Annotated in this window: 22 protein-coding genes and 1 pseudogene; 13 read left to right on the forward strand and 10 right to left on the reverse strand. The window is 66.6% G+C overall.

All coding sequences use genetic code 11. The features are described 5' to 3' along the window. The first annotated feature begins 10 nt into the window (after positions 1-10). Together F8568_RS20430 and F8568_RS20435 are read left to right on the forward strand one after the other, a co-directional pair. Positions 11-634, forward strand: coding sequence for a DUF7711 family protein (locus F8568_RS20430; protein WP_151595175.1), 624 nt, complete (start codon positions 11-13; stop codon positions 632-634). 160 nt (positions 635-794) lie between these two features. Then, entirely contained in the window at positions 795-2,171 is a 1,377-nt protein-coding gene (locus F8568_RS20435) for a recombinase family protein (protein ID WP_151595176.1), read from the forward strand. 105 nt (positions 2,172-2,276) lie between these two features. Here the strand turns inward: F8568_RS20435 and F8568_RS20440 are convergent, their stop codons facing one another. Further along, the gene (locus tag F8568_RS20440) at positions 2,277-2,570 is read right to left on the reverse strand and encodes a hypothetical protein (RefSeq protein ID WP_151595177.1); all 294 of its coding nucleotides are present in this window, start codon (positions 2,568-2,570) and stop codon (positions 2,277-2,279) included. Between the two features lie 438 nt (positions 2,571-3,008). Here F8568_RS20440 and F8568_RS20445 point away from each other — a divergent pair, with 438 nt between their 5' ends. Together F8568_RS20445 and F8568_RS20450 are read left to right on the forward strand one after the other, a co-directional pair. Then, positions 3,009-4,757 (forward strand): DNA methyltransferase family protein, encoded by a 1,749-nt coding sequence (locus F8568_RS20445; RefSeq protein WP_151595178.1) that lies wholly within the window; start codon positions 3,009-3,011, stop codon positions 4,755-4,757. Continuing rightward, complete coding sequence (locus F8568_RS20450; protein ID WP_151595179.1) at positions 4,754-5,857, forward strand: BsuBI/PstI family type II restriction endonuclease; 1,104 nt, start codon at positions 4,754-4,756, stop codon at positions 5,855-5,857. Before F8568_RS20445 ends, F8568_RS20450 begins: the two co-directional genes overlap by 4 nt. Before the next feature lie 63 nt (positions 5,858-5,920). Here F8568_RS20450 and F8568_RS20455 read toward each other — a convergent pair whose 3' ends face one another. After that, the gene (locus F8568_RS20455; RefSeq protein ID WP_151595180.1) at positions 5,921-6,394 is read right to left on the reverse strand and encodes a hypothetical protein; all 474 of its coding nucleotides are present in this window, start codon (positions 6,392-6,394) and stop codon (positions 5,921-5,923) included. A 9-nt stretch (positions 6,395-6,403) separates the two neighbouring features. Then, on the reverse strand, positions 6,404-7,639 hold the full coding sequence (locus tag F8568_RS20460; protein ID WP_236008957.1) for a helix-turn-helix domain-containing protein: 1,236 nt from the start codon (positions 7,637-7,639) through the stop codon (positions 6,404-6,406). Between the two features lie 190 nt (positions 7,640-7,829). On the opposite strand from F8568_RS20460, the gene F8568_RS20465 reads away from it, so the two are divergent. The 6 genes and pseudogenes from F8568_RS20465 to F8568_RS20485 all read left to right on the forward strand — a co-directional run bounded on the left by F8568_RS20465 (position 7,830) and on the right by F8568_RS20485 (position 10,952). After that, the gene (locus F8568_RS20465; RefSeq protein ID WP_151595182.1) at positions 7,830-8,111 is read left to right on the forward strand and encodes a hypothetical protein; all 282 of its coding nucleotides are present in this window, start codon (positions 7,830-7,832) and stop codon (positions 8,109-8,111) included. Beyond that, positions 8,102-8,446, forward strand: coding sequence for a hypothetical protein (locus F8568_RS20470; RefSeq protein ID WP_151595183.1), 345 nt, complete (start codon positions 8,102-8,104; stop codon positions 8,444-8,446). The genes F8568_RS20465 and F8568_RS20470 overlap by 10 nt, the downstream gene beginning before the upstream one ends. A gap of 53 nt (positions 8,447-8,499) precedes the next feature. After that, positions 8,500-8,925 (forward strand): annotated as a pseudogene (locus F8568_RS51080) (radical SAM protein); the annotation flags it as partial. 103 nt (positions 8,926-9,028) lie between these two features. After that, positions 9,029-9,544, forward strand: a complete 516-nt coding sequence (locus F8568_RS48380) for a hypothetical protein (protein WP_236008958.1) — start codon at positions 9,029-9,031, stop codon at positions 9,542-9,544. Then, complete coding sequence (gene tmk / locus F8568_RS20480; protein ID WP_160573679.1) at positions 9,541-10,173, forward strand: dTMP kinase; 633 nt, start codon at positions 9,541-9,543, stop codon at positions 10,171-10,173. The genes F8568_RS48380 and tmk overlap by 4 nt, the downstream gene beginning before the upstream one ends. Continuing rightward, the gene (locus tag F8568_RS20485; RefSeq protein ID WP_151595185.1) at positions 10,158-10,952 is read left to right on the forward strand and encodes an endonuclease/exonuclease/phosphatase; all 795 of its coding nucleotides are present in this window, start codon (positions 10,158-10,160) and stop codon (positions 10,950-10,952) included. The genes tmk and F8568_RS20485 overlap by 16 nt, the downstream gene beginning before the upstream one ends. A 5-nt stretch (positions 10,953-10,957) precedes the next feature. On the opposite strand, the gene F8568_RS20490 is transcribed toward F8568_RS20485, so the two are convergent. Continuing rightward, positions 10,958-11,509 (reverse strand): class IV adenylate cyclase, encoded by a 552-nt coding sequence (locus tag F8568_RS20490; protein ID WP_151595187.1) that lies wholly within the window; start codon positions 11,507-11,509, stop codon positions 10,958-10,960. Between the two features lie 245 nt (positions 11,510-11,754). Here F8568_RS20490 and F8568_RS20495 point away from each other — a divergent pair, with 245 nt between their 5' ends. Further along, positions 11,755-12,249: an ATP-binding protein gene (locus F8568_RS20495; protein WP_151595189.1), complete on the forward strand. Its 495-nt coding sequence runs from the start codon at positions 11,755-11,757 to the stop codon at positions 12,247-12,249. A gap of 787 nt (positions 12,250-13,036) precedes the next feature. After that, complete coding sequence (locus F8568_RS20500) at positions 13,037-13,999, forward strand: MarR family transcriptional regulator (RefSeq protein ID WP_151595191.1); 963 nt, start codon at positions 13,037-13,039, stop codon at positions 13,997-13,999. Between the two features lie 296 nt (positions 14,000-14,295). Here the strand turns inward: F8568_RS20500 and F8568_RS20505 are convergent, their stop codons facing one another. Both F8568_RS20505 and F8568_RS20510 read right to left on the reverse strand, forming a co-directional pair. Beyond that, complete coding sequence (locus tag F8568_RS20505) at positions 14,296-15,201, reverse strand: replication-relaxation family protein (RefSeq protein ID WP_151595193.1); 906 nt, start codon at positions 15,199-15,201, stop codon at positions 14,296-14,298. Continuing rightward, the gene (locus F8568_RS20510; protein WP_202125185.1) at positions 15,198-17,852 is read right to left on the reverse strand and encodes a type IV secretory system conjugative DNA transfer family protein; all 2,655 of its coding nucleotides are present in this window, start codon (positions 17,850-17,852) and stop codon (positions 15,198-15,200) included. The genes F8568_RS20505 and F8568_RS20510 overlap by 4 nt, the downstream gene beginning before the upstream one ends. 883 nt (positions 17,853-18,735) lie before the next feature. Here F8568_RS20510 and F8568_RS20515 point away from each other — a divergent pair. After that, positions 18,736-20,616 carry a recombinase family protein gene (locus tag F8568_RS20515; RefSeq protein WP_151595195.1) on the forward strand — a complete coding sequence of 627 codons (1,881 nt, stop codon included), beginning with the start codon at positions 18,736-18,738 and terminating at the stop codon, positions 20,614-20,616. 505 nt (positions 20,617-21,121) lie between these two features. On the opposite strand, the gene F8568_RS20520 is transcribed toward F8568_RS20515, so the two are convergent. The 4 genes from F8568_RS20520 to F8568_RS20535 form a co-directional block, all read right to left on the reverse strand. Then, positions 21,122-22,525: an argonaute/piwi family protein gene (locus tag F8568_RS20520; protein WP_151595196.1), complete on the reverse strand. Its 1,404-nt coding sequence runs from the start codon at positions 22,523-22,525 to the stop codon at positions 21,122-21,124. Then, positions 22,522-23,817, reverse strand: coding sequence for a hypothetical protein (locus F8568_RS20525; RefSeq protein ID WP_151595198.1), 1,296 nt, complete (start codon positions 23,815-23,817; stop codon positions 22,522-22,524). Before F8568_RS20525 ends, F8568_RS20520 begins: the two co-directional genes overlap by 4 nt. A 244-nt stretch (positions 23,818-24,061) precedes the next feature. Further along, complete coding sequence (locus F8568_RS20530) at positions 24,062-24,271, reverse strand: hypothetical protein (protein ID WP_151595200.1); 210 nt, start codon at positions 24,269-24,271, stop codon at positions 24,062-24,064. Positions 24,272-24,457: 186 nt separating this feature from the next. Further along, a complete protein-coding gene (locus F8568_RS20535; RefSeq protein ID WP_151595202.1) occupies positions 24,458-25,234 on the reverse strand; it encodes a transposase in 777 nt (258 codons plus the stop codon). Between the last annotated feature and the right edge of the window lie 19 nt (positions 25,235-25,253).

Raw genomic sequence — 25,253 nt, forward strand, 5'->3', positions numbered from 1 at the left:
TCATCGGCTCATGCGCTACCGACGAGCAGTGGAGAAGCTGCGGGAACTGGCCGACGCATGCGACGCGCTCAAGGGCCGGTCGCTGGAGAGGGCGTTGCTGCTGGAGGCGTATGTGTTCGGCGACGTCCTGGAAGGGGCCGAGGCGGTGGACGCGGTCGAGGTGGCGCTCGTCCTGGATCTGCCGCCAGAAGAGCTGCCGTGGGAATCGTATCCCCGCAGCGCGGAGTGGCTGGCCGATCAGCTGCGGCTGGACAAGGGCGGGTTCGCCTACTGGTGGCGGCCCCGCCGGGAACCGGTGGGGAACCATCACATCCGCGGCCCGGTACGGTTCTGGTCCCACGACGGCCCCGATGAGGAGGTATTCCAGGCACTCGCCGAACGGCGTTTCGATGTGCTCGCCCGCTCCGTTCCGCCGGTGATGGAACAACGCAGGCAACTGGCGTCCGACCTGGCCGGGACGCTCGCTCGCCTGCGCGCGGTCCACGACGCCTATTGGAATCGCGAGTGGCGGCGGGAGCACCGAGGGTTCGGCCGCTACCCGGAGAATCATCTGTGGGAAGCGGTCCACGGCTACCTCGACGTCCTGGACGCCTCCGAGAAGGCGGATCCCGAACGCGTGGACGAGCCGGAGTAGGCATGACCCTCATCGGCCCGGCCGCGGCGTCACCATCGTCGGCGGGTTCGCCGTCACCGGGCGCGGGCCGCTGATCCAGAACAAAGATGCCGATCTGGCGTCATACCTGCCGTCTGGTCTCGTCGGAGGAGGAAACCGGCGAGAGGGGACGGGCCTGATCGTGAAGGACTCCCAAGTCAAAGCATGGGCCGCAGACCGAAGCCCCCGCAGGCGCCGCGCCAGGCACGTCGAAACCCCTGCCGGCCTGCGGTTCGCCTTCTACGGAAGGACGTCCACCGAGCGGTTCCAGGACCGGTCCACCTCGCGGAGCTGGCAGCGAGAGGTGGCCGAGGACCTGGTTCGCGGCCACGGGACGATCGTGCGGGAGTTCTTCGACGTCGGGGTGTCGCGGCGGGTGCCGTGGCCGGAACGTCCGAAGGCGGCGGAACTGCTGGCGGCGATCAGCGTGCCGCAACGCCCGTTCGACGCCATAGTGGTCGGCGAATACGAACGCGCGTTCCAGGCTGATCAACTGGATGAGCTTCTGCCGTGGCTGCGGCAACATGGGGTGCAGGTGTGGCTGCCAGAGGCCGCTGGCCCCATCGAGGCCGGCAACCCGATGCACCGCGCGTTGATGACGGTCCTGGGTGCCCAGTCCAAGCGCGAGGTGGTGCGTGCACGGCATCGGGTACTGGCGGCGATGCGCGTGCAGGCCGCCAGACAAGGCCGGTACATGGGTGGGCGCCCACCGTACGGATACCGGCTGGTGGACGCAGGTCCCCATCCGAACCAGGCGCACGCCCGCTGGGGACGACGGCTGCACCGTTTGGCGCCGGACCAGGTGACCGCTCCGGTCGTCAAGTCCATCTTCGCGGCGAGACGGGCAGGCAAGAGCTTCGCGGCGATCGCGCGGAGCCTCAACGAAAAGGGCGTGCCGTGCCCGTCCCGCACGGATCGGGAACGGAACCGGCACAGGTCCGCTGAAGGCTGGACGGTGCGTACCATTGCCTCAATTCTGGATAATCCGCGCTACACCGGCCGGCAGGTCTGGAACCGGCAGCGCACCGACCATGATCCGGACTCGCCGAGTAGCCGGGCCTGGAACGACTCGTCCGCCTGGATCATCTCCGACAGCCCGGTGCACGCCCCGTTGGTCAGCGAAGCGGACTTCGTGGCCGTACAGTCCATACGCGCGAAGCGGTCGACTGCGGACGGCGGCCACCGCCGCTACCGGTTATCCGGACTGGTCGTGTGCGGGCTGTGCGGACGGCGCATGGACTCGCACTGGGTCAACCAGCGCCCCGGCTACCGCTGCCGCCACGGCCGCACCAGCGCCAACCCTCCGACACCAGGCCAGCCCAAAATCGTCTATGTCCGCGAAGACCGCCTCCTCGACGTCCTCGCCGACCACCTGCAGTTGCCAGACCACGACGAAGCCGAACAGCACCTGAAGACCCGAACCGTCGTCATCACCTACGGCCCGGGAAAGACCGACATCCGACTACGCGAGCAGAACAGGCCCGGCCCGCAGGCCAGGCCCATGCCAGATATGGGGTAATTGTGTGTCCGAGGACGGATCAAGCCCGTCCTCCCAAACCACCTACCCCCTACGCGCCGCCCTGCCGTTTCCCAGCGGTGCCGTAACGCCGTAGGACGTACCAGTTCACATCTTCACGTTGAAGTCTACCTTGGTCCCTTCGGAGATGGCCGTTGCGATTGTCGTGAGCTGCGGGTCCTTCAGATCACCATCAGCGATCCGCTTCCACTCCCGCTTCAGGACGGGCTTGATCTCGTCGACCGGGCGCCCCCGCAGCTGCCGGGTCAGTCGCTCGACGAGCCGCTCGAACTCACGGGACATCTCCTTGAGCTTGCTCTCCACTAGGCGGTTCAACGCTCGTTCATCGAACTCGAACTTTGCTCCCACGTGCTCCCCCTCAACCTCTGTGGACTGAGCCACCCTCGAGACTAGAGACAGGCACTGACAGTCTTCGCCGTCGTAGGCGCAGCACGTCTGGCTGGTCTTCGTAGACCGAAACGTCTCGGCAGGGGCCGGCTCTTGCTCCCGCCTGAGCGAGGCGGGTGGAGAAGGCCTCGGGCCAGGAGCCCCCGTGATGAAGGCCCCCAGACCCGAAGGTCGGTCTGAGGGCCCCCAACCGTGATGCATACCGCTGCGCAGGCACGCTGCACTGGCATGACGGATCTAACGCTAGAGCATGCAACGGGCGTTATCGCCTGTCTGAGACGTCTGACACGCCAGGTTGTTCGATGAGGAGGGCGGTCGGTTGGGCAAGCAGGGGCTTGATCGCATCGATACCATTGGTGCGCCCGGTGACGCGCCAGCGGACCGACGGTGGCTCGGGGGGTGTTCCGCCGTGATGTGGGAAAAGGGGGGAAAGTGACTGTGTTGGAGGCGGTGCCGCAAGCCCGGCCGAACCGTTCGCAGCGCGCTGTGCTGTCAGCGACTGCGGCCGAGGGCGTGTCGGAAGGTGCCCTGGCCGTACTGGCGGCCGTGCCAGGTTGGTGGCGGAACCGCTGTGTCGTTGCAGGCATCCCCCTCGACGAGGTTTGGAGCCTGGAAGAAGCCTTGACGGCTCCCGCTCCGTTCCCGTCAGAGGCATACGATCAGATCAGTCCCCGGGACGATCTTAATGACGTTTCTTCCGAAGAGTTGGCAGATGCGTATGTGACTGCTCTGGACGGCAAGGTTCGCACCTCAGATGGTCGTCATTACACTCCGGCCCCCCTTGCGCAAGCGCTCTATGAACAAGCTGTCGCTGTTTTGAAGCGACCGCCAGATGGTCTGGTCTGGGATCCTGCTTGTGGCGCGGGGATGCTGCTCTTGCCTCCCCTACGTGACTGGCTAAGGCGCCATGCTGATCGCGCTCCGGATGAGGTAATCGAGAAAATCCAATCCGCTGTCGGCGGTCGAGACCTAGACGTAGCCGCAGTATGGCTGGGAAATGTGCTGCTAGCGGCTGAGTTGTTGCCGATGTGGGCGAAGATTGACGCAACCTCCAGGACGGCACTCCCGGCTCTCCTGAGCGTCGGTGATGGTCTGCAAGCCCCGCCAGCATCTCCGCAACTTGCAGTGCTAAATCCGCCATACGGACGAGTAAGGCTAGACGAGCGCGATCGAGAGCGTTGGTCTCATGTCCTTTTTGGCCACGCCAACCGATACGGCCTTTTTATGGGAGCGATGGCGGAGTATCTAGCGCCTGACGGGGTCATGTCGGCGCTTGTGCCCGCCGGTTGGCTAGGTGGCTCCTATTTTCAGCGCCTGCGCAGCTTTCTCGCTTCCTCCGTGCCGCTAAAGCGGCTCACTTATGTTGGTGGCAGGTCGGGGGTCTTTTCGACTGGAGTCCTGCAAGAGACTGTGCTGGCGACATTTAAGTCAGGTGCCTCGCATGGCGCCGTGGTATGTGGCCGTGTAACACTTAACGGTAAAACCGTCAGCACTCCGATCGGACGTGGACGCCTTCGTCGTCCGGTCGATGGGCCCTGGCTTCTGCCCAGGACCGAAGAAGATGTCGGCCTCATCAGCGCTGTGCAAGGCATGAAGCACCGCCTATCCGACTACGGCTGGTCGGTCTCCACAGGGCCGCTTGTATGGAACCGACACAAGTCTCAGCTGTCGGACCATCCCGCGGGCAACGCGGTTAAGATCATCTGGGCCGCGGACTTGGACGGCGGAGTGCTCCATCAGGATCCCTCGCGAGACGGTCTTCGCTACCTGACCCTGCGGGATCGCGATGAACGTGTCCTGGTGCTTGACCGGCCCGCAGTGCTGGTGCAGAGGACAACTGCTCCCGAGCAGCCTCGCCGGCTACTAGCGACTGCCTTGGACAGTCGGTCCCTCTCCCTGTGGGGTGGCCGTGTATCGGTTGAGAACCATGTCAATGTTCTCACCGAAGATCCGCAGCTTGCGCTGGCTCCAGCGAAGCTCTCGCCCCGACTTCTTACTGCCCTGCTGTCTTCGGAAGCAGCCGACCGGCTGTACCGCTGCCTAACCGGCTCCGTAGCAGTCTCAGCCTACGAGCTGTCAGCCCTGCCGTTGCCTCCACCTGAGAAGATCCGTCTGCTTGATGAAGTTGCCGACGAACTACTTCAAAAAGAGATCGCCTGCGTATATGGTCTGGTTCCGTGAGCGAGACGAACGCTAACCGACCGGAGCTGCCCCCGCTCCTTGGTTCCCGAGATGCGTACCAGGAGCGCTTGAATAAGATCCTCCCGAAATCAATCACGGGAGTGACCAGCACTGCGAACCCGGCAGCCGCCGCCATCGCCTTTGTCGCGATGTACGTCGGGTCCATCGAAAACGAAAATCCGATCCGTCCATCTACGGTGACCTGGATGAGCGACGCGATCGCCGCCCATCGCGAGGAACACATTCGCTACGCCTACTATGAGGCTGCTGTAAGCAAGGACGGCGAAAAAGCTGTTCGTCAAATGTGTGACATCTGGGAGATCGATCGTGGCACGCCTTGGTACGCTGGAAACAGTCGTGAACAGGTGCGCGATGAATCTTTGAAAGAGCTTCGAAACAACGGTGCTGTACTGACGGCGACGCAGATACCCACTACCTCTCAGAGGCCTCGCTATACGCTGGAGCCTGGCTTCGCCAGTTTGTTGCTCCCAGGGTTGCCCGAAGAAGAGCTCGACGAGCAGATTCGCGTCTGGCAGAGCACGCACCTGACGCCGACCGGGCGCCGCCGAGCTGCAATTCAGAATGATCCGTCAAGGAGTGCGGATAGCGTTACCGTGCACCTTCCTGATGGCGGCAGTCGCACGTTGCACGCTGGCCCCAGCAGTGTCATCCTGAAGGCTCTTCTGGAACACTTCGCCACCAAGCTCGACCAGCCAAGTCTCCTTTTCGTGTCCCAGCCCGGCGAGAAGGTGAACCTGCTGGACGGCCAGGGGTTGGCTTCTATGGGGTTGGAAGTAGATCAAACGCGTCTGCTCCCCGACTGCCTACTCGCGGACCTCGCCACGGACCGTGATACCTTCTGGTTCATTGAAGTCGTCGCTTCTGATGGACCTATCACCGAAGAGCGTAAGCACGATTTGCTCCAGTGGGCTACATCGCAGGGTCTTCAGGAGGACCGGTGCAGGTTTCTGACGGCATTTCGTTCTAGGACTGCATCTGAAGCAAAAAGGGCCTTGCCGCAGCTTGCTCGCGGATCTTACGCCTGGTTTTCCGATGAGCCGGATGCGCTCTTGGCCTGGGATGATCTAAACCTGACTTAGGTCAACTTCAGCGAAGTAATCCGCGCGCTAGTCGTCATTGTCGCGAGGCGTGAACTGTCAGGGTCAATCTCTCGTGGCGCCGTCGGGCCAGATGATGCGGACGGGTTTGTTGAGGTCTCGGGCGGCTTGGACTACGTCGGCGGTGCCGCCGTAGCCGCGGGCAGGTTGGCCGTCCCAGACGGCCCAGAGCTCGTCGGCGAGTGTCAGCATGTGCTGGCTGGCGGCCATGTGGGCTTCGCTGGTGGACTCGATGAAGGGCATGCGGTGCACCTGCGCGGCTTGGGTGAGGAGCTTGCGGTATTCGGCGTGGTGCTCTTCGGGTAGGCCGGCGAGGTAGTGCTCTGCGGGGACGATGACCTCGATCTGGCTGCCGTGGGCGAGGACGGCTCGGGAGAACAGGGTGTCGGCGCCGTCGGCAAGGCAGGTCAGGCCAGTGATGCCGCCGGTGATGGGGGAGAGGGCCTCGTCGAGCGCTTCGGCGACCAGGGTTTCGGTGGCGGGTGGTAGGGATCGGTGGCCGGAGATGGCGATGCGCAACGGGTTCTCCTAGAGCAGGGTTGTTCTGAGGCGGTCGTCGAAGCGGGTGACGGTGGGCGTGGTCGTGGGGGCGTTGCTGTAGCGGAACTGGCGGGCTTGTCTGATGATGCGTTCGGAGCCGTAGGTGATGCCGGTGTTGAGGGCGTCGAGCGCGAGGGTGAACGCCTCGTCGGTTTCGCCGCGTTGGCAGGCTGCGGTCGCTACTTCCAGGGTGGTCAGTGCGGCCTGCTTGGGTGCCGGTTGGGCGGTCGGGAGCGATTCGCCGAACGCGCGGGCTGCTTCGGAGGGTTGGCCGAGGCGGACGGCGATGGAGGCTCGGATGCGTGCGAGCTTGGTCAGGTCGAAGGGGTAGACCCAGGGCCAGGGCGGTGGGCCGTCGGTGCGGGCGATGGCGTGCTCCGCGGTTCTGATTGCTTGGGTTGCAGCGTGCTCGTCGGGGTGCGGGGTGGAGGCGTGCGCGAGCGCTTCGAGGGAGGCGAGCCAGGCGGTTGGGGTGCTTCCTGCCGTGGGCGGCAGCGTCCTGCGGGCTTTGTCGATCATGGCGAGGCCGAGTAGCGGGTCGCCGGCGGCGTCGATCTCGAAGGCGGCGAGGCTTCCGGTCATGTAGACGGCGAGTACGTCGTTCTTGGCGAGCTTGGCGGCGGTGATGGCTTGGCGGTAGTAGGTGCGGGCGCTGCCGAGGTCGAGCATGTCCATCGACAGCCAGGCCGCGAATCCGGCGGCTTCGCTGACTGCGGCTGCGACGGCGGGGGCGTGTGGTCCTGCGGTGCGGTGTGCTCGGACGGCGAGCTCCAGGTGCGAGCGGACGCCGTCGATGAGGTCGCGGGAGCAGAACGAGGCGTCGAGGCGCCGCTGTGAGCCGGTGATGGCCGTCAGATCGGCGGCCGTGTTCTCGCCGGTGGCGAGCGAGGTACGGGGTGAAGGCAAGAGGGCCAGGGTGGCGAGCTTGCCGAATTGCCTGCGATTCGTGGGATCTTCCTCGTCTGTCTGGTGATCGCCGAATCGGAGTAGTTCTGCGGGGATGCCGAGTCGGCGGATGATGATGCGGACCTGTGCGAGCGTGAGCGAGGTTTCCCCGCGCAGCACCTTCGATGCCCAGCTCTGTGTGTAGCCGACCGCTTCTGCGAGGTCAGTCTGGCTCCAGCCCCTGGCCTTTCGGATCTCGTCCATCAGGGCCGGCACATCGCAGGTGGCGAGGGCCTGACTCACGGTCGGAGTCGACCAGAAACCGAGGGGCTCGTCCATGGAATCTAGGTTACGCATTGCCTCTAAGCGGCGGAGAGTCCTGTTTGGAATGGTCGGGCCCTGGTTTCTAGTCGGGGGAGTGGTAGCGCCTTTCCCAGATGTCAGCCCAGCATGACGATCAGGTAGCCGACCGAACGCGCTGCGTTGTCGACCTCGACTCACTGACCGCCGTCCTGAGGAGCTGTTTCCCATGAAAGAAGAAGAACGGGTCGTAAGGGTGGCGGGGACGCATTCCGGACTTTCGGTACCCACTTATGGCGGCGGTCCGCCCCTTCTGTTGGCTGCGTCGATGCAGCGCGCTGCCGAAGGGCTGCGCGAACGATTCCCCTGGGTGCAGTGCTGGTGGGGACCGTATACGCGGCGTTGGTGGGCGTACGTGCCGGGCGTCGGGCTCGGGAGGCTGGTCGAGGCAGGCGGCCCGGAGCAACTGGCTGAGGAGATCCTGCGGGCGATGGGCCGGCCATGGCGCTGAAGCCCGGTGGCTGCGTGCCGTTCGAGGTCTGTGCGGCGCTGGTCGAGGAAGCGATCCGCGAAGCGCTGACGGGACGGTTCTTCAAGGGCACGGTCGAGGAGGCGTTGGCCGTGGCCCGCGCCAGGTCGAACGGCTTCGCGCCGACCTGGCCGAGGCCGAGAACGAAACACCGAGTCCTCACTCCTGCCCGAGCGCCGGTGCCGACCGCCTTCCTGGTGATCAGCGGAAGGGCGGGTGATGTCTGGACGGCCTGGCTGGGCGGGTGCGGCGGCGTATCGAAGGCGCCGGGCTCGGAGATGTTCGACACCTCGAACGGGCGGGAGGCCCCAGAGTGAGACGGTCCTTGATTCTCGACACGCATGCCAGCTCCTGCTACTTCCGGACGTCGGTGGGAGAGGGGGAGCGTAAGGCGCTGGTGCAGATCACCGAGCGGTGCAACCTGCACTGCGCGCACTGCTTCGTGTCCTCGACGGCCGTGGGCGGTGACATCTCGCTGGCCGACTTCACCGGCAAGGTACTGCCCCGGCTGCGGGCCGCGCGGGTCGAGCGCATCACGCTGACCGGTGGAGAGCCGTTCGTCCATCCCGAGTTGCTGCCGATCTGCCGCGCCGTCATCGATGCGGGGCTGCCGGTGGGCGTCTGCACCAACGCCACCCGCGTCACTGATGAGCAGATCGCGGAACTGGTCGCGCTCGGCGATGTGCACATCAACGTCAGCCTCGACGGGTTCCGGCCCACCTCGCACGGCAAGTTCCGCGGCAACGTCGCCTCGTTCGAGGTGACGGTGGAGACCACACGGAGGCTTGCGGCCGCCGGCCTGCTGCAAGGGCTGCTGTCGACGCCGAACGTGCTGACCGACCCGGAAGAATTCGCGGACCTGTGCGCGTTCGCGGTGGATCGGCGCCGAGTACGTCCTGATGAACCCGCTGTCGTCGTTCGGGCGCGGCGTCAAGTCGCAGGGGCGGATGGCCGCCCCCGAGGAGACGATGCGTGCCATCGATGCGGCGACCAGGCGGTTCGACGGGCGGGGTGTGGAGCTGGTCCACATCCGCTTCCCCAACCAGGACAAGCCCCTGGCGGGCTGCGACGCCGGGAAGCTGATCTACGTCTTCGCCGACGGTGCCACGGCGGTGTGTCCCTACCTGGTGTTCGCCGCCCGGACTCCGCAGTCCAAGTACGCCGACACCGAGTTCCTCGTCGGGAACATCTTGGCGGGCGACGTCACCGAGGCGCTGGACGGTTATGACTTGGCGGGGCGCCTCGCGATGGGCGGCAATTCCACCTGCCGGTCGTGCTCGTTGAACGGTACGTGCGGGAAGGGCTGTCCGGCTGCGGTGGTCTCGCGCGGGGAGCGGATCGGCGCGGTGGACGTCGAGCAGTGCCCGCAGGTCGACGGCAAGCCGCTGCTGCAGATCGGGCGGCGTGCGAGGTGACCGGGATCTTCGTGGCGATCGAGGGACCCAACGGGGTCGGGAAGTCGACGAGCGCGCGCCTGCTGGCCACCCGCCTCGCCGTGCAAGGACACTCGGTCCACCTGACCACCGAGCCGAGCCGCACCCACCTGGGAGCCCTGGTCCGGCAGAGCGAGGCGGAACTATCGGGCCGGGCACTCGCGCTCGCTGTCGCAGCCGACCGGGCTGCCCACGTGGCCGGCGAGATCGAACCCGCTCTGGCCGCCGGGAAGGTCGTCATCAGCGACCGCTACCTGCCCTCCTCACTGGTCCTACAACGGCTCGACGGCCTACCTCTGGCAGAGATCTGGCGCTACAACGCCTTTGCGCCGCGCCCGTTCCTGACCCTCTACCTGGAAGAGGATCCCGCGGTCATCGCGACCCGCTTGAAGGAGCGCCAGGTTCTCAGCAGGCTTGAGCGGGCCGGCTCGCCGAGGCGTGAGCTGGAGCTGTACCGCAAGGCGTACGCGTTCCTGGGACGGCGACGCTGGCGGCAGGCGCGCATCGACTGCCGTGGCCTGGCACCCGATGACGTCGTGAAGGCCATGCTCGGCCGCATCGAACTGTTGAACCTCTGGGAAAGGAACCCTCTGTCGTGCTCTCCGTCCTGACCGTCAATCTTGGCGCGGCCGCCCGTCCGCGTGCCGAAGCCATGCTGGAGTGGCTGGCCGCGCGTCCCGAGCAGGTGCTGCTGCTCACCGAGACCAGCGCGGGACCCGGCACGGCCTACCTGCTGGAGCGCTTCCGCGAGGCCGGGCACACCGTCATCAAGACTCCGGATGACGGCGAACGGGGTGCGGCCATCGTCAGCTGCGTCAAGGTCCTGGAGGAGTCGTCAGCGAAGCTCAGCGGTGTGACGGTGCCCGGACGGGTCGCCGCCTGCCTGCTCGACTGCGAGCCGCGTGTCTTCGCCGTCGCCGTCTACGTGCCCAGCCGCGACCGCAGCGAGAGCAAGACCACCCGCAAGCAGCAGTTCATCACCTCCTTCCAGACGGCCCTGGCCTGCCTGCCGCAGGAGTTGGCGACGAACACTCTCGTCGGGGGTGACTACAACGTCATCAGCCGCGACCACGAGCCCCGCCACCGCGGCTTCCTGCCGTTCGAGTACGGCCTACTGGAGACCCTGGAGGCGAGGGGTTACGTCGACACCTATGCAAGCCTGCACCCCGGCGAACAGGCGCACTCGTGGATCGGCCGGACCGGCGACGGCTACCGCTACGACTACTTCCACGCCGGACCGGCCCTCGCCAACCGGGTCACCGACTGCCGCTACCTCCACGAGACCCGCGACAGCAAGCTCACCGACCACGCGGCGCTCACGCTGACCCTGGACGTCGTCCCCAACCTGTTGCCCACCACCGACCCGGCCACCAGCGGCGCGCTGTTCTGACCAGTTCAGGTGCTGTGTTGCTGGGCGAGGCGGACGAGCGAGTCATAGGTGTCGGTCACCCGCTCCAGCTTGACGCCCAGGCCGGTCGCCCATGCGTCCAGTTGCGCCTGGACGGCCAGGCCCGGCTCGTCGGCGGCTGTCACCGTCTCGATCTCCAGGAACGGTCCCACATCCTCGACCTCGTCCAGACACAACGACCACCGCCCCGCCCGGCCGGTCCGGCGCGCCTTGACGATTTGAACCGTCGGACGGAACCCCATCTGCAGCAACGCCTCGTGCATCTGCTCGGCGTCGTTCACGACCGTCTCGGCCTCCAGGCAGGCCATCTCGTTGTCCTGCGGGGTCTTCACGGTGAACAGGTGCGTGCCCTGCACGGTCCGCAGGCGGCCGAACGGGACACCGGTCTTGGGCTTGCCGTAGTCCCACCACACCGGGGCGTACGCCTGATCCTCCTGGAGAACCGGCGCGGACAACGAGACTCCGTGATCAGCCAAGGCGCGTAGCAGTGCGTCCTGCTCGATCACGCGGTACTTGACCTCGATCTCCTGAGCTTCCATGGTCCCCCGATCGTGACGAGTGTGTTCGACGGAGCTTAATGGTGTCGGAGTGCTCGCGGCGCGCTTTTTTGGCGAGGCGGGTCGAGAAGGCGAGGAATTTCGCGGCACCGATTGTGTGCAGTTCGTGAAGGAAGAATCGGGACTTGACCTCGTCGGCCGAGTCGAGCGTCAATTTCTGTCCGGCCGTCCGTGTCACACAGGCCGGTCATCGGCGACGGACGGCGAACAAAGGAGGAACAACCAACATGGAAAATGCGAAACTGGTCGGTTCGACGGCCAACGAATGGCTGTGGGCAACGGAGAAGATGCGGTGGCGCCGGGTGTACCCGGGCCGTGTCGACCAGGTGCGGGCGGCACGCGCGTTCGCTGAGACCCTGTTCGAGGGCATGCCTTGCGTGGACGTCGTCGCGCTGGCCGTCGGCGAGCTCGCCGCGAACGCGGTGAGGCACACTCGCTCGGGTGAGGGAGGCGACGGATGGTTCGGTCTCGAGGTCGTCTGCGACAACCCGGTCTACATCGCCGTCACCGACATGGGAGGCCACGGCATCCCGACCGTTCTGCCTGAGGGGTACGGCGGCTCCTACAGCGAGAGCGGCCGGGGCCTGCGAATCCTGTACGAACTGGCGCTGATGTTCGGCATGCACGGCAGTAGCACGCTCGGGCACACGGTCTGGGTCGACCTCGACCTCAACCGCAAGCTGGAGGTCGACGCGCAGGCGCCGGTCCAGCTGGTGTCATAAGAGGGTCCAGCCTGTTCCTACCAGGCTGGACCCCGCGACAAGGATAGCCAGCCCGCGTGAGGCGGCTCCGTCTCTGCCCGGTATCGGGCAGAGACGGAGCCGCTGTCCTATCCGGCGGAGAGCCGCCGAGTGGAGAGGTTTGCTGAGCCCTTCTCCTGGACCTCCATCTGCCCCTTCTCCTGGACCTTCATGTTATGAAGAGAAGCCCCGAGCTTGCGTGTAGTCGCAGGTGGGGCGGCTTCTGTGCAGGGTGAAGCGCACCCGACTCGTCCCTACAGACGACCAGTAGTAGTAGTTGCGCGCGTGTGGTGGTGGGTGGCTGTCGTTCAAGACCTACCTCCAGGCCCGTCTACCTTGCATGCCAGAGTCTCCACGTGCCGGCCAGGCGAAGGCTGTGCCCCCGGCGCCGCGCGAGGGGCACGGCGCGCGGGCGCACGGCGAGGCCGCCGCCGCTGATGCCGCGCGGGTCGAGTCCGGCCCTGAACAGATTCGGCCGAGCGCCTGCCCGTTGAGGTGCCTGTGTCGCCGAAGACGACTCCTATTTGAGTGTCCGGATGGCGCCGCTAAAGGGCGCTAGTCAAGTCGTACGTTGCGTCTGGTCGGTAAATGTTTCGGTGGGTGGGAATGTTAGGGAAGCCTCTCCAGCCGTTTTGGTGACGTAGTTTATGTGCCCGTCGACTTGAGGATGGTGCCGTATCGAGTGACGGTGGTGTTGGCAACGGAAAAACGCACCGCCGGAACCCGGCCGCGAAAATGCCGCCGGGTGTCACCGAAAAGGAGTCATGAAATGGCAGCGGACATCACCACCGCCAACACCATCGCGACCGACGCCCAGGTTGCCGCTACGGCCCCCGCCACCGCCCCGGCCGACCCGACTACCCCCGCCGTCCCGGCGGGCGTCAGCGGGGACGGTGCGGCCGTGTTCGGCGCGGTGGCCGCAACGCCCGATGCGACCATCCCCGCCCTGGCCACCGCGACCGGTCTCACGCGGGCGGTGGTGAAGAACGCCCTCACCGAGTTGGTGGCGGCCGGGCACGTCACGCGGACGCCCGGCGCGAAGGGCGCCAACACCGACACCTGGGCGCCGGTTCCCGCCGCTCCGTCGGACGGCACGTCGGACGGCACCGACGGTGAGGCCCCGGCAGGTGTGTCGGCCGACGCGATCGCGGCGGCGGTGAAGATCATGCAGGACGAGGCCGACCGGCGGGCGGCCGCTGAGGCCGACCTGCAGAAGGCGATCGCCGACGAGGAGGCCCGGCGGGCGCAGGCGGTGGCCGAACTGGCACGGCGTCAGACGGCCGAGGCGACCCGGCGGGCGCTGTCGGACCTGATCGCGGCGGCCACGACCGCCTATGCGGCGGTGGCCGCTGAGGACGACGCCGCCATGACCGCCGGGCTGGACCGGGTGTACGCGGCGACCGCTGAGGTTCGCCGCGCCACCAAGGCCACCGTCCGCAGCACGGGGACGACCGCCGGTAGCGGCAACGGCAACCGGAATGGTGGGCACCGGGCCGCGCCGCGCCCCCTGCGCCCCGAGGTGATCGCCCACCTGGCCGCCCACCCGGACACCGACTTCACGCCCGGTGAGATCGGGCGAGTCCTGGAGCGGTCGTCCGGCGCGGTCGCCAACGCCCTGGCCACCATGGCCGAGCGGGGCGAGGCGGTCATGACGTCGGAGAAGCCGGTCCGCTACCGGGCGGCCGCCCCGGTGACCGATGACGGAGGCCAGTCCGGTGCCGTGACCGCCTGATACGGCCGCCGGGCCGTTGGGTCCGGCGACCGGGTAGGCGACGGTGGCGTTCCCCCGGTGTCAGGGGCGAACGCCACCGTCTTCTCGTGCCTACGGGCGTCCCGGCCACACCGCACTCGTGGCCACCGACCCGGCGCGCGCGCCGCTGTGGCGGCCGTAGCCGTGCCGGACGGTAGCGAGACGGCTCAGGGGACCGGGCGGCCGTGGCGCGGCGCGTAGGGGTGGCGGTGGCCGCCCCCACGTGCGGGCCCACGTGCGGGCCCACGTGCGGGCCCCTATGGGCGGGGCGGTGGCGGTCACATGGTGAACTCCCATGCGTTGGCGAGGGCCGTGAGCCGTTGGCGGGGGCCGGTGATTCCGGCGGGTAGCCAGACGGCCCCGGCGGGGCCTTCGCGTGAGGTGGTGGGTGTTTGGACGGCGGTGGCGACCGGGACCCTGGGGACGCCGAGGAGCTTGCGGAGATTCGCCTCGCGAGCGGCGCTGGGCAGCCAGAACAGGACGGGTGTGGTTGATCCGGTCTCACGGGCGAGCGCGGTGTAGCCGTTGAGTTTGGCGGCGACGCGGGCGAGGCGTTCGGTGCCGGTGTCGTGTTCGAGGAAGAAGGCGACCTCGGCCGACGAGCCCTGGCTCTGGTCTTGGTTTCGGGGCTCGCTCCATTGGCCGAAGGCGTCCGGGCGGGCATGGTCGCCCCATTTGGAGACGCATCGGCGTTCCGGCCACCACTGGACCAGGCGGGCGCCGTCGTCGCGGTTGCGGGCGTAGGCGCGCAGGCGGACGAAGAAGTCGTTCACGCCGACTTGGTGGCCGAGTCGGGGTGAGACTGCGATGCCCATGGCGGTCTCGTGCCGGTAGCCGAGTTCGCGGAGGCCGACGCCCTGTTCCACGGCCAGGACGTGGGCGCCTGCGGGGCCGAGCACCCAGTGTTTAGCGGCCGTCCCGTTCGGCGTCCACGGCCGGAACGACGACAGCGCGTGCAACTCGTGGAGTTGGCGAAGGCGCTGGTGGGTGCGTACGGACGTGCGGAAGAACAGGGCGGTGATCTGGTCGCTGGTCAGGACGCGATGTTCCCAGACCAGGGTGAGCAGCGCGCGGTCTCGCGCGGTGAGGCGGTGCGCGAGGTCGGCGATCAGGGCGGCGGTCACGCGGGGCGGGCGGGCTTGGCGTTCGCGTAGCCGGTGGGCGGGCCTTGTCGGCTTGGTCACTTCTCGCCCTCCCCATCGCCTTCGATGCCGGGCGCGTCCAGGTCCGCGTCGTCGGCAGCGCCGGAGGTGGCGAACGACGGGTTGGTCAGTGCCCTCGGTCGGGCCGTGGGCGTCGGGCCGTGGTCTGTGGGCGTGTACGCCTCCCGTGAGGCTTGCCTGATCGCTTCGGCGCGGCCCGGAATGGGCTCGGGCAACGGGCGGGTGCGGAGTGTGAAGGCCCGCATGGGTGTGTCGTTGTGGATGATACGGGCGGCGGCCTGGTAACGGCCCAGGTGGCACAGGTCGTGCTCGCCGATCGAGCGGCCGGTGTGTTCGATCAGCGCGTGGGCGTCTTCGGGCGAGATCGCGAAGTACATCTTGTTGCGCGCGTCGGCGGACACGGCGTCGCGCAGGTCTCGGGGAAGCTGCGACAGGTGCTGGTGCGCGATGATCAGCGAGAACCGGTACCCGCGGGCCTCGGCGAGGATGTCAGCGGCAGAGCCCGGAATGTTGAGGAAATTGTGCGCTTCGTCGATGTAGGCCACGGCGTCGCGGCGGGCGTCTTGAGGTTGATGGGCGCGGGGCGTGATGGCCTGCCAGGTGTGGGCCAGCAGGAGCGATCCCAGCAGCCGCGCGGCGTCCTCGCCGAGGATCCCCTTTCCGGCGCGGGCGAGAATGAGACCCCCGCTGTCGAGGATCTTGCCCAGGTCGACGGTGGAGGCCGAACCCGACAGCGCGTCGCGGACGAAGGGGCGCATGAGCACGGCGCGCAGCTTGTTCATGATCGGGCCGGTCATGGCGCTGCGCCCGCCGGGTGACAGTTGGTTGTAGTCGCTCCAGAACCCTTGGAGCATGACGTCGTTGCCGAGTCGCGCGATCGTGCGGGCCCGGTAGGCGGCATCGGTCAGCAGAGTCGGGACGTCGGCCAGGCTGGCGTGCGGCCCGTACACCTTGGCCAGGGTCAGGCAAGCCGAGCGGAGCGCGTCGTCCATGCGCGGACCCCAGTTGGCGGCGAAGCAGCGCCGGAACGTGGTCACGATCGCCTCGACCGCGAACACCGGGTCGGGCCCCGCGAGGACGTTGATGCACGGAGGCCGCCCGGACTGGGCGGGATCGAACACCACCGTCTTGCCGACGGCTCGCTCCGGCAGCCGGTCTAGTACGTCGGTGATGAGGTCGCCTTTGGGGTCGATGACCAGCGCACCGCGTCCGGCTTGGGCGTCGGCGAGGATCTGCCCGGCCAGGAAGGTCGACTTGCCGGTGCCGGTCTGGCCGAGAACGTGCATGTGCTGGCGGGCGCCGGCGATGGTGAGGCCGACCGGGCGAGGCGTCCCGGCGTCAGAGTCCCCGAGGATACGTACCGCCTGGCCAGGTATGCGGGCGGTGGGCACGGTCGGTGAGGGCAGCGATGAACGGGCTCCCGCACGGGTGATCCCGGGCGCGTCCAAGTCGTAGGGGAGGTGGGCCAGGGCGGCCAACTCGTCCACGTTCAGCAGGTAACCCCGCCCGAAGTGGCGGGTCGCCATCCGCTGGCCGGGCGCGAACATGCGTCGGGTACGCAGATGCTGGTCCCCGGAGGTGAACAGGGCGAACGAGGTGTAGATCGCATGTGCGCCTTTGTCGAGCATGCCGCGCACCTTGCGCTGAGCGTGCAGTTCGGCGACGCGTTCCGCGGTCGTGCCGGTCCTGTCGGCCCGGACCCCGTGACGTGTGGTGCCCCTGGCGTACCTGATCTCGACCTCGAACCGGGGCTTGCTCGCCTTGGCCAGGATCGCCCTCACCTGCTGGGCGCGCTCGGGATACAGCTGAGCGATCTCGCTGGACGTGGGCCGGCCGTGGGCAGAACCGGTGCCTGGGGTGATGAGGTCGAAGAAGGCCCCCTGCGCGCTCTTGGAACGGCCGCCTCTCAACCGGGAGGCGGTGCGGATCGCGCGGCGGGCGCGGCGTCCGGTGCAGGGGCGGGCCAGGATCTGCACGGCCGCGTAGTCACCCTTCTGCAGTCCCGCCATTGCGCCGAGCAGCGGCCGTAGCGGGTCGGCCTTGTGATCGGTGGCGAGCGGAAGGTCCTCGTTGTTACCTAGAGTCAGCTGCCCTCCGACGGCCAGGGCGTCGAGCGGGATCGGCGGTGCGGCGGCGCGGGTGGTGATGGTGGCGCCCGGCCAGGCGGCTTGGACGGACTTCTCGATCACGCCCGGCGCGATGGTGCCCGGTACCCACACCTGGAAGCGGATGCCGTGCTCGTCGGCCACGTACTCGAACGCCAGATGCGGTTGCCCGAAGGTCCAGCGCTTCCACTTGGGGCCGAGTTGCCCGGCCTGGTGCTTCCACCACGCCGCGGAGCTGTCGGCCTCCACGTTCGGCGGGATCGCGATCTCGACCACCCGTGTCGTGCGCGAGTGGTACCGGTTGCGCCACCGGGTGACCGCCACGCGGGTGCCGGTGACGGTCGCGCAGACGGCCAGGACGCCGCCGATGATCTCCGGCCCGTGGCGGGCGAGCAGGCCCAGCAGCAGCGTGGGCAGCTCCGGCAGCAGGTGGGCGTGGTCTTCCAGCCACCGCACGAGCGGGCTGGTGGGCTGGTGAGGTTCGGGCACGTCGGACACGTTCAGGTGGATCTCCTCCAGGAATGCGGACGATGTGGACGGTGCCGCCAGGTGATCGTGGATTCTCACACCCATAAAGCACCGGCGTAGAGGCCAAAATTGTCCTCGAGGTCGAGAGAGATTACCGAGACCTGACCGAAGAAATTGTCCAAGCTCAAGGTGGCTCGGTTTGATGTATCGTGCGTTGGCTTTTATTCTCCTTGGCCTTGAAGTAGATGCGCCTTTGTTGTTCTCGCTGACGTGCACTCGCTAGCGTGCCTCCCTGGCTCGGCGGCCGTGCCGATCGTCGACCCTGTCTCTTCGCCCCTATATCTAGAAAGCGACCAGCTAGGGCCGCAGATTGGACCTTGCCCGGAGGTGAGGTTCTACTTCGATTTTCGTGAGGAGCCTTCTTGTCGGCCGCCGAAGTTCGTCGTAGGTGAGACGCAGACTCGGAAATCTGTAGCGATGTCGCAGGAAGTCCGCGAACCTTGATCAACTCTTGGCAGGAGGGACGGCCAATAACGGCGGTCTCGGCGGTGCTTTATAGGTGAGAGGGGGAAGGGCGCCTGCCGATCCAGGCGGCCCGGCGCATGACCACGAACCAGCCCGATTCCACGACCAGCCACCCGCGCACGTCTCCACGTACAGACGGCCGCCCGCCGGCCACACGCAGAAGATCGCCTCGCCACTCGCCCCGGCGCGGCCATCGCCGTTCGCCGTTCCCGGACTTGACCTCGGCCGACGAGTCGAGCGGTGATGACCACCGGTCCGCCACCGGGGCGGACCGCCCGCCATCCGGCACACAGCCGGACAACGGGGGAGCAGCAGGCACCGGGCCTGGGCGGTTGCGACTGGTCGCACCGGCCGAACCGCTACGCCTGACGCCCTACGCGGCCCGCGCGCTTCTGAGCCTCATGCTCGAAGTCCGTGCCCGCCGCGCCGCCGACCACAGCGACGAGGAGACCGGTCAATGACCCAACAGCGACCCAGGACAACGGCACCCCTGCGGTTCGCCTTCTACGGGCGCGTGTCCACCGAAGACAAGCAGGACCCCACCGCGTCCAAGGCATGGCAGCTCCGGCGAGCGCAGACGCTGATCGAGAGCAACGGTGGCTGCATCGTTGTCGAGTACTTCGACGTCGACCGGTCCCGCTCGATCCCATGGGTACGGCGGCCGGAGGCCAGTCGGCTGCTGGAGGCGCTCAAGGACCCGAGCCGGGGCTTTGACGCGGTCGTCGTCGGGGAGCCGCACCGCGCCTTCTACGGAGGGCAGTACGGTCTGACCTTCCCGCTGTTCGACCACTACGGCGTCCCGCTGTGGGTCCCCGAGGTCGGCGGGGCCATCGACCCCGTCAACGAGGCCCACGACATGATCATGTCGATGTTCGGGGGCCTGTCCAAGGGTGAGCGCAACCGGGTACGGACCCGCGTCCGCAGCAGTATGGCGGCCATCGCCGCCACCGAAGGCCGCTATCTCGGCGGCCGTCCTCCGTACGGCTACAAGCTGGTGGACGGCGGCCCCCATCCGCACCCGGGGAAGGCGGCCGACGGCAAGCGCCTGTACAAGCTTGATATCGACCCCGACGCGGCATCGGTCGTCCGCCGTATCTACTGCGAGTACCTCGGTCTCGACGGCTCACCCGAGAAGGGACTGTTCGCCATCGCCGAGGGGTTGACACGAGACGGCATCCCCTGCCCCTCGGCCCACGACCGGGCACGCAACCGGCACCGGGAGGGACTGGCCTGGGCCAAGAGCGCCGTGAAGACCATCCTCACCAACCCCCGTTACACCGGCCACCAGGTCTGGAACCGTCAACGCAAGGACGAGGTCCTTATCGACGTCAACGACGTCTCACTCGGCCACATCACCAAACTCCGCTGGAACGACCGCGACCAGTGGGTCTACTCCGCCAAGGTCGTCCACCCCGTCATCATCGACAAGGACATCTTCGACCGCATCGAGGGCAAGCTCGCCGTCCGCCGCTGCCAGACCGGCGGCACCAAGGCCCGGACGCAGAGCAAACACGCCTACTCGCTGCGTGGCGTCATCTACTGCGGGCTCTGCAAGCGCAAGATGCAGGCCCACACCTACAAGGAGTACGTCTACTTCCGGTGCCGCTACCCCGAGGAGTACGCGCTGGCCAACAGGGTCAAGCACCCGCGCAACATCTTCGTCCGGGAACAGCAGGTCACGGCGCTCGTCGACCCCTGGCTCGCCAAGGCCCTGGCGCCGCATCGCATCAAGCAGACGATCGCCGACATCCAAGGCGCCCAGGAGCCGCCGACCAACACCGCCGCGATTCGTGCCAAGGCACAGATCGCCGACTGCGAGATCAAACTCGCGCGCCACCGCGCCGCGCTCGAGGCCGGGGCCAACCCGGCGACGATCGCCCAGTGGATGGCCGAGACCGAAGCCCAACTCGTCGCGGCCCGGGCCGAACTCCGCACGGCCGGTGTCCAGCGCCGCCGGATCTTGAGCGCCCAGGAAATCGAGGCACTCATCGCCGGACTGGGTGATCTTGTCCACGTCCTCAAGGACGCGAGTCCGCAGGCCCGTCAGGCGGTCTACCAGACGCTCGGCGTCCGGCTCGTCTACCACCCGGGCAAACAAGAAATCCGGGTCGAGGCTGACCTCGACCCGGATCGTGTCGTGACATCCATGACCCCGCATTTGGGGAAACGGTACGTGTCCGAGGGGCGACACGCCCCGACAGCACATGGCCCGCCCATTCACCGCTCGTCGTGCCCCACCACATTCCGGTTGGTGTGTAGCCAGCAACCAACCTGTCGGATATGGAACAGGCCCGCACGTAGGTTTGAAACCTGCGCGCGGGCTCAACATTATCGTTAGGTGCAGGAGGGTAGAAGGAAAGCAAGGTAAAGCTTCTTTTCCGCCTTGCGCCTGCTCGGAACCCGGTACCGGATCCGGAGCACGTCGCCGTTCCGGAGGCTGGGCGCTGGGAAGTGACCTGCCCGTCCAGCCGGATCGGCAGGTTGACATGGCCGTGACCTCGTTACGCTGTGCGGCTGCTGTGGTTGAGCGCCTGCATGAGGCCGACGACTTGCTGAGGGCCGCGCTGGGCCGAGGAGCTGGACCCGTCGGTCACCGCCGGGTCGGGCGACGTTGTCCAGAATCCGAGGCCGCCCGATACCGGGGCTTGAAACCTGAAAAAGACGCGGCCGCGCTCATGGGCCTGGCCGTCAAGCGCAACGTCCGCAGCCTGACCATGTACTTGTCGCGTGCGTTGGTGCGGGCCGTCGATGGCGCCTGGGTGCCGTGATGGCCGGGGCTCGCTACTGGGTACAGATTGGGTGCCTTGGCCTGTTGATTTTGGGCCTCTAGGTCCTCCTCCGTTCTACATGTAAAAGGCGTATCGCGCTTCTGGCGCCAAATCGTCGGGGAGGTCACGCAGGATGGCGCCGACCTCGTTGGCGAAGCGGACGGTGACTGGGAGCCGTTCGGCGAAACGTGCCGAGTTCCAGTTCATCTTGGTCAGGAGGAGCACCTCGCGGAGGAGGTCGTCGGCGGCGGAGTCCCCGATGTGGTCGGTGATCTGCACAGGGGTCGGGACGTGCCCGTGTGGATAGCGCCCGAGTGATGGAATGTACCCGGTGGTGTAGAGGTACCGGCGGTTGCCCAGTCTCAGGCAGGTGCCTCGGGGAGGTGGATAGTCGCCGTGGCGCATCAGGCGTACGCCGGTCGAGGGGGCCAGCGCCACCAGGTCGTATTCATAGTGGTTAAGTGCATCTTGGAATCCGGATAGTTCGTCGGGAAAGAAGCGCGACTGCTTGTGGACAACGAGCCTGCGGGGTGGGCGTTTCATGGTCTGGGTGTAGCGGTCGACGACGTCGGTGATGAGCCTTGCGGCCTCGTCGGCGGGAAGGTGAGGCCACTTGCCCTTCCACTCAAACGGGTTACCTCGCAGGACGAACGCTTCGCCATTCTCGGCGAAGGCTTGGGCGACGCTGGTCCGCATTGCGGATCTTTCACCATGCGGTCGGTAGAACGTTACGCCGAGGTGGCAGGTTCCTTCAGGAATTCCCACAGGTGCCCATGGGAATCCGCCGGACTTGAAGTAGATTGCAGTAAACAGGTTCCAAGCCAGATCGGCCGGGTGCTCGAGGTCGGAGGTGTGGGCATCGAGGTCGGACTCGATGGTCTCCTGCTGGAGCAACTGGGTTCGCAGTCCGCGCTGCATCGCGCGGGCTTTGATGCCGGCGCGCAAGTTCCACACCGTTTCGACGCCCCGGTTCATCTGATGCACGGCCCAGTACCGCTTCGTGATTGCTGCGGGAAGGGTGATGATCACGAGTGTGGGTGGAGAATCCAGACTCGCCAATTGCATGAGCCGGTTGTCGATCACTTCAAGTAGGTGCCTCAGTCCCTCCAGCCGCCTCAGCCGACTACCGGTCAGGTCGCGGATCTCGCCGGCCGTGATCTTCGCCTCCGGTCCGTTGGTCCGCAGTTGTGAGGCGAACGGGCCGGCGAGTTGGAAACCGCAGAAGGGGTGATGGTCGTCGTTGCCGTCGACGCCTTCGGCCGCGCGGGATAGCCACGCACGGGCTTTGGCGATGCTGTCGCCAGTGCCGATGAAACCGACGGTCACCGACGAAGGGTGGTTGAAGTGGTCACGTGACCAGGGACCTGAGGCTGGAATACCGACCTTGGGGTCGATGTGGGTAAGGCCGTTAGCAAAGGCCAACTCTGGCTCATCGAGCCACTGGACGGCCAGTTGTAGCGGCTTGAGCGGAAGAGTCATCGGTCATCCTCGCTGTGTTCGGCGCCCCAGTCCCACTGGTTTTCATCGTCGAACTCCCAGGAACTGGCCAACGCGTCGAGGACATCGTCCTCGTCACCGCTGTCGAGCATCGAGATTGGGTCGAAGCGTTTGTCGTCGATCTGCGGCCACCTGGCGTCAATGCTTGGGAAATCTCCGTCAATGGTGATGTTTTGTCGGCCCACCTCCAGGACTAGGCGTGCCTTGCCGTCGAGTAGGAAGTAGCGGAAGAAATGGACGGCGTCGAAGTAGCCCTCGTTGTACATGCGGGACTTGCGCTTGGTCACCTTGCGTCCGACCCGGCGCGGATCAAGCGGAGTGCGTCCGTCCTTGGTGAGGTGGAATTCTGGACGGATGGTCATGCCCCAGGTGTTGGGCGCGAACTCCTCAAAGCGGAGCTGCGCGGCCAAGTGCCACCAGATATTGCGCGGCTGCTCAGTGCGCTCGCCTTCTTGCCGGACGACTTTCTTCGCCCACTGGTTCCGGCCTGTCTTGGTCTTGGCTTCTACCCGGCGGGTGATTTTCTCGTGGTCGGCAATGAAGTGATAGCGGTCGTGGTCGCGGTCGTAGCGCACACCACGGCGCAGCAGGGCTCCACGTAGTGCCGCGTTCAGCAACCATACGTAGATGTTCCGGTCCTCGGACTTCAGCAAAGCCCCTGCGTTGATCTGCTCAGCCGAGGCCGGGTCGACCACCTCCTTGAACGGGCCCTTGTTATCGGTGAGGTCATGAAATGCCCAAACCTCGCTTTTGGTCAGCACAAAGGGTAGTACCTGGTTGCGCATCGACCGTGGCAGGTGCTCACCGACCTCGGCGGCCGTGCGGAATTTTGAGGTCGCCTTCCAAACGATGTCCGGCAGCGTGGAGAGCGGCAGCAGCGACAGGTCGATCGTGTCGATAGCCAACGGCGGTGGAGTCGACCGTAGATCCTTGGGGGCCAGCCGTGCCTCATGATCGGCCTTGTACTTTGCGAGGACTTCCACAGAGTAAATCCGGGGGTTGCGGTCAACGATCAAGTGGCACTTCCCGCAGAACAAGGTCAGGTTCTCGACTGCGTCCACGTTGTCCACCAAGGGGACCGCACGGGACCGTGGGCCCTGCCGACCGACGCCCACGATGTGGGCGCGCTGTGCGAGCGTCACCGGTTGCTCTCCTTGGGCGACCTGGTCGGTGACTGTGTTCTTGCAGCCGGGGAAGGCGCATTGATTGCCGGACAGGGCGAACAGGCGATTGGTAACCGGGTCCGGGATGTTCTTGCGGTTCGGCGAAGCCACGAGTCCAATGCTAGGCGCCAGGTCCGACAGTTCGGGTCATCGAACGCTCGGGGCAGCCACGCAGGCGACGCCTACAGGCCACCGGGGCTACCGGGCGTGCGTCCTCCTTGCGGGGGGTGTCGTAGGATTTCCCTCGATGCCGCCAAACCTGCAACCTTAACAGTCGAGTCTGAAAAACGGGGAAATCTGGCAACCTGTACCGCGGGGAGCCTCAGGCGCTTTAGGCTAAGCAACGGCGGCCAGTTCATCTGACGCCCGGAGTTGGCTCCGGGCGGAGGGTCGACCAGACCGTCTCGATGAGCTTCAGAAGCGGCTCGCCTTTCGCACCCGAGACCTCCGAGATCGCGTGCGCGAGCCGGAGCGCCACCGCAGCGTCCGGTTTTCCGAACAGGTCGAGCTGGTTGAGGACCGCTGAGTATCCACCGGGCAGGGGGGTGAGATGCTGTGCGATCACGCACTCGGCGAGTTCCTGTACGTGCTCTGGGCTGGGAAGGGGTTCCGTTATTTCTCGACGGTGCTCGATCTGGCGCCTGAAACGATCAAGTATGGAGGTGTTGAAGCTCAGCCCTAAAAGCTGTGCCGTAATGGTCGAGAAGCGCGGCCTGGTGTGCTGCCGGTGAGCTGGCGCCCTCCGGGCCGGTCAGCCGGCCTTCGCCAGGTTGTGCATGAGGGCGATGCCGTGGGTGGCGTGGTGGACGCCGTCGCGTTTGCGGCGGCAGTTGCGCAGGATGTTCCACCATTTCATGCGCGCGAAGACGTGCTCGACGCGGGTGCGCACCCGTTTGTGGACGGTGTTGAGTGCGTGCTGCCAGGCGGGCAGCTCGCTGCCGTCGCGGTGACGCCGGTAGGGCATGATGACCTGCCGGTTTCCCTGGTAACCGCCGTCGGCCATCACGTGCGCACCTCGGCAGGCCTGGTCCGCGTCCGAGTCGCGGAAGGCGGTGCAGTCGTTGTGGTTGCCCGGCACCGGACGTTCGACCGCGACCGCCAGCCGGGTGTTGGCGTCGATGACGACCTGCATGTTCACCGAGTACCGGTAGTTCTTGGACGAGGCGGTGACCGTCCGGTCGTGGACGGGCACCAGCGTGCCGTCCACGATCAACACCGTGTCCGGACTGTGCCGGCGGGTGACCGGGGCCAGGGCGAGCAGCGGCGCCAGATGGTCCACGACTCGGTGCGCGGCGGACTTGGACACCCCGAACAGCAGTGCGACCTGCCGCAGCGTGAGGTTGGTGCGGTAATACACCGCGATCAGCAGCACCCGGTCGGCCAGCGGCAGGCTCCACCGCCGCCCGGTCCCGGTCTGCTCACCGCCCCGACCTGCAACGATCCGCACCAGACGCCGGAACTGCCGCACCGACAGGCCGGTGAACACCGGCACCCACTCGTCCCGATCGGCCCTGATCAACCGCTCCACGTTAAGATCAACGATCTTG

The organism is Actinomadura physcomitrii (genome assembly GCF_008923205.2).
Taxonomy (GTDB): Bacteria; Actinomycetota; Actinomycetes; order Streptosporangiales; family Streptosporangiaceae; genus Spirillospora; species Spirillospora physcomitrii.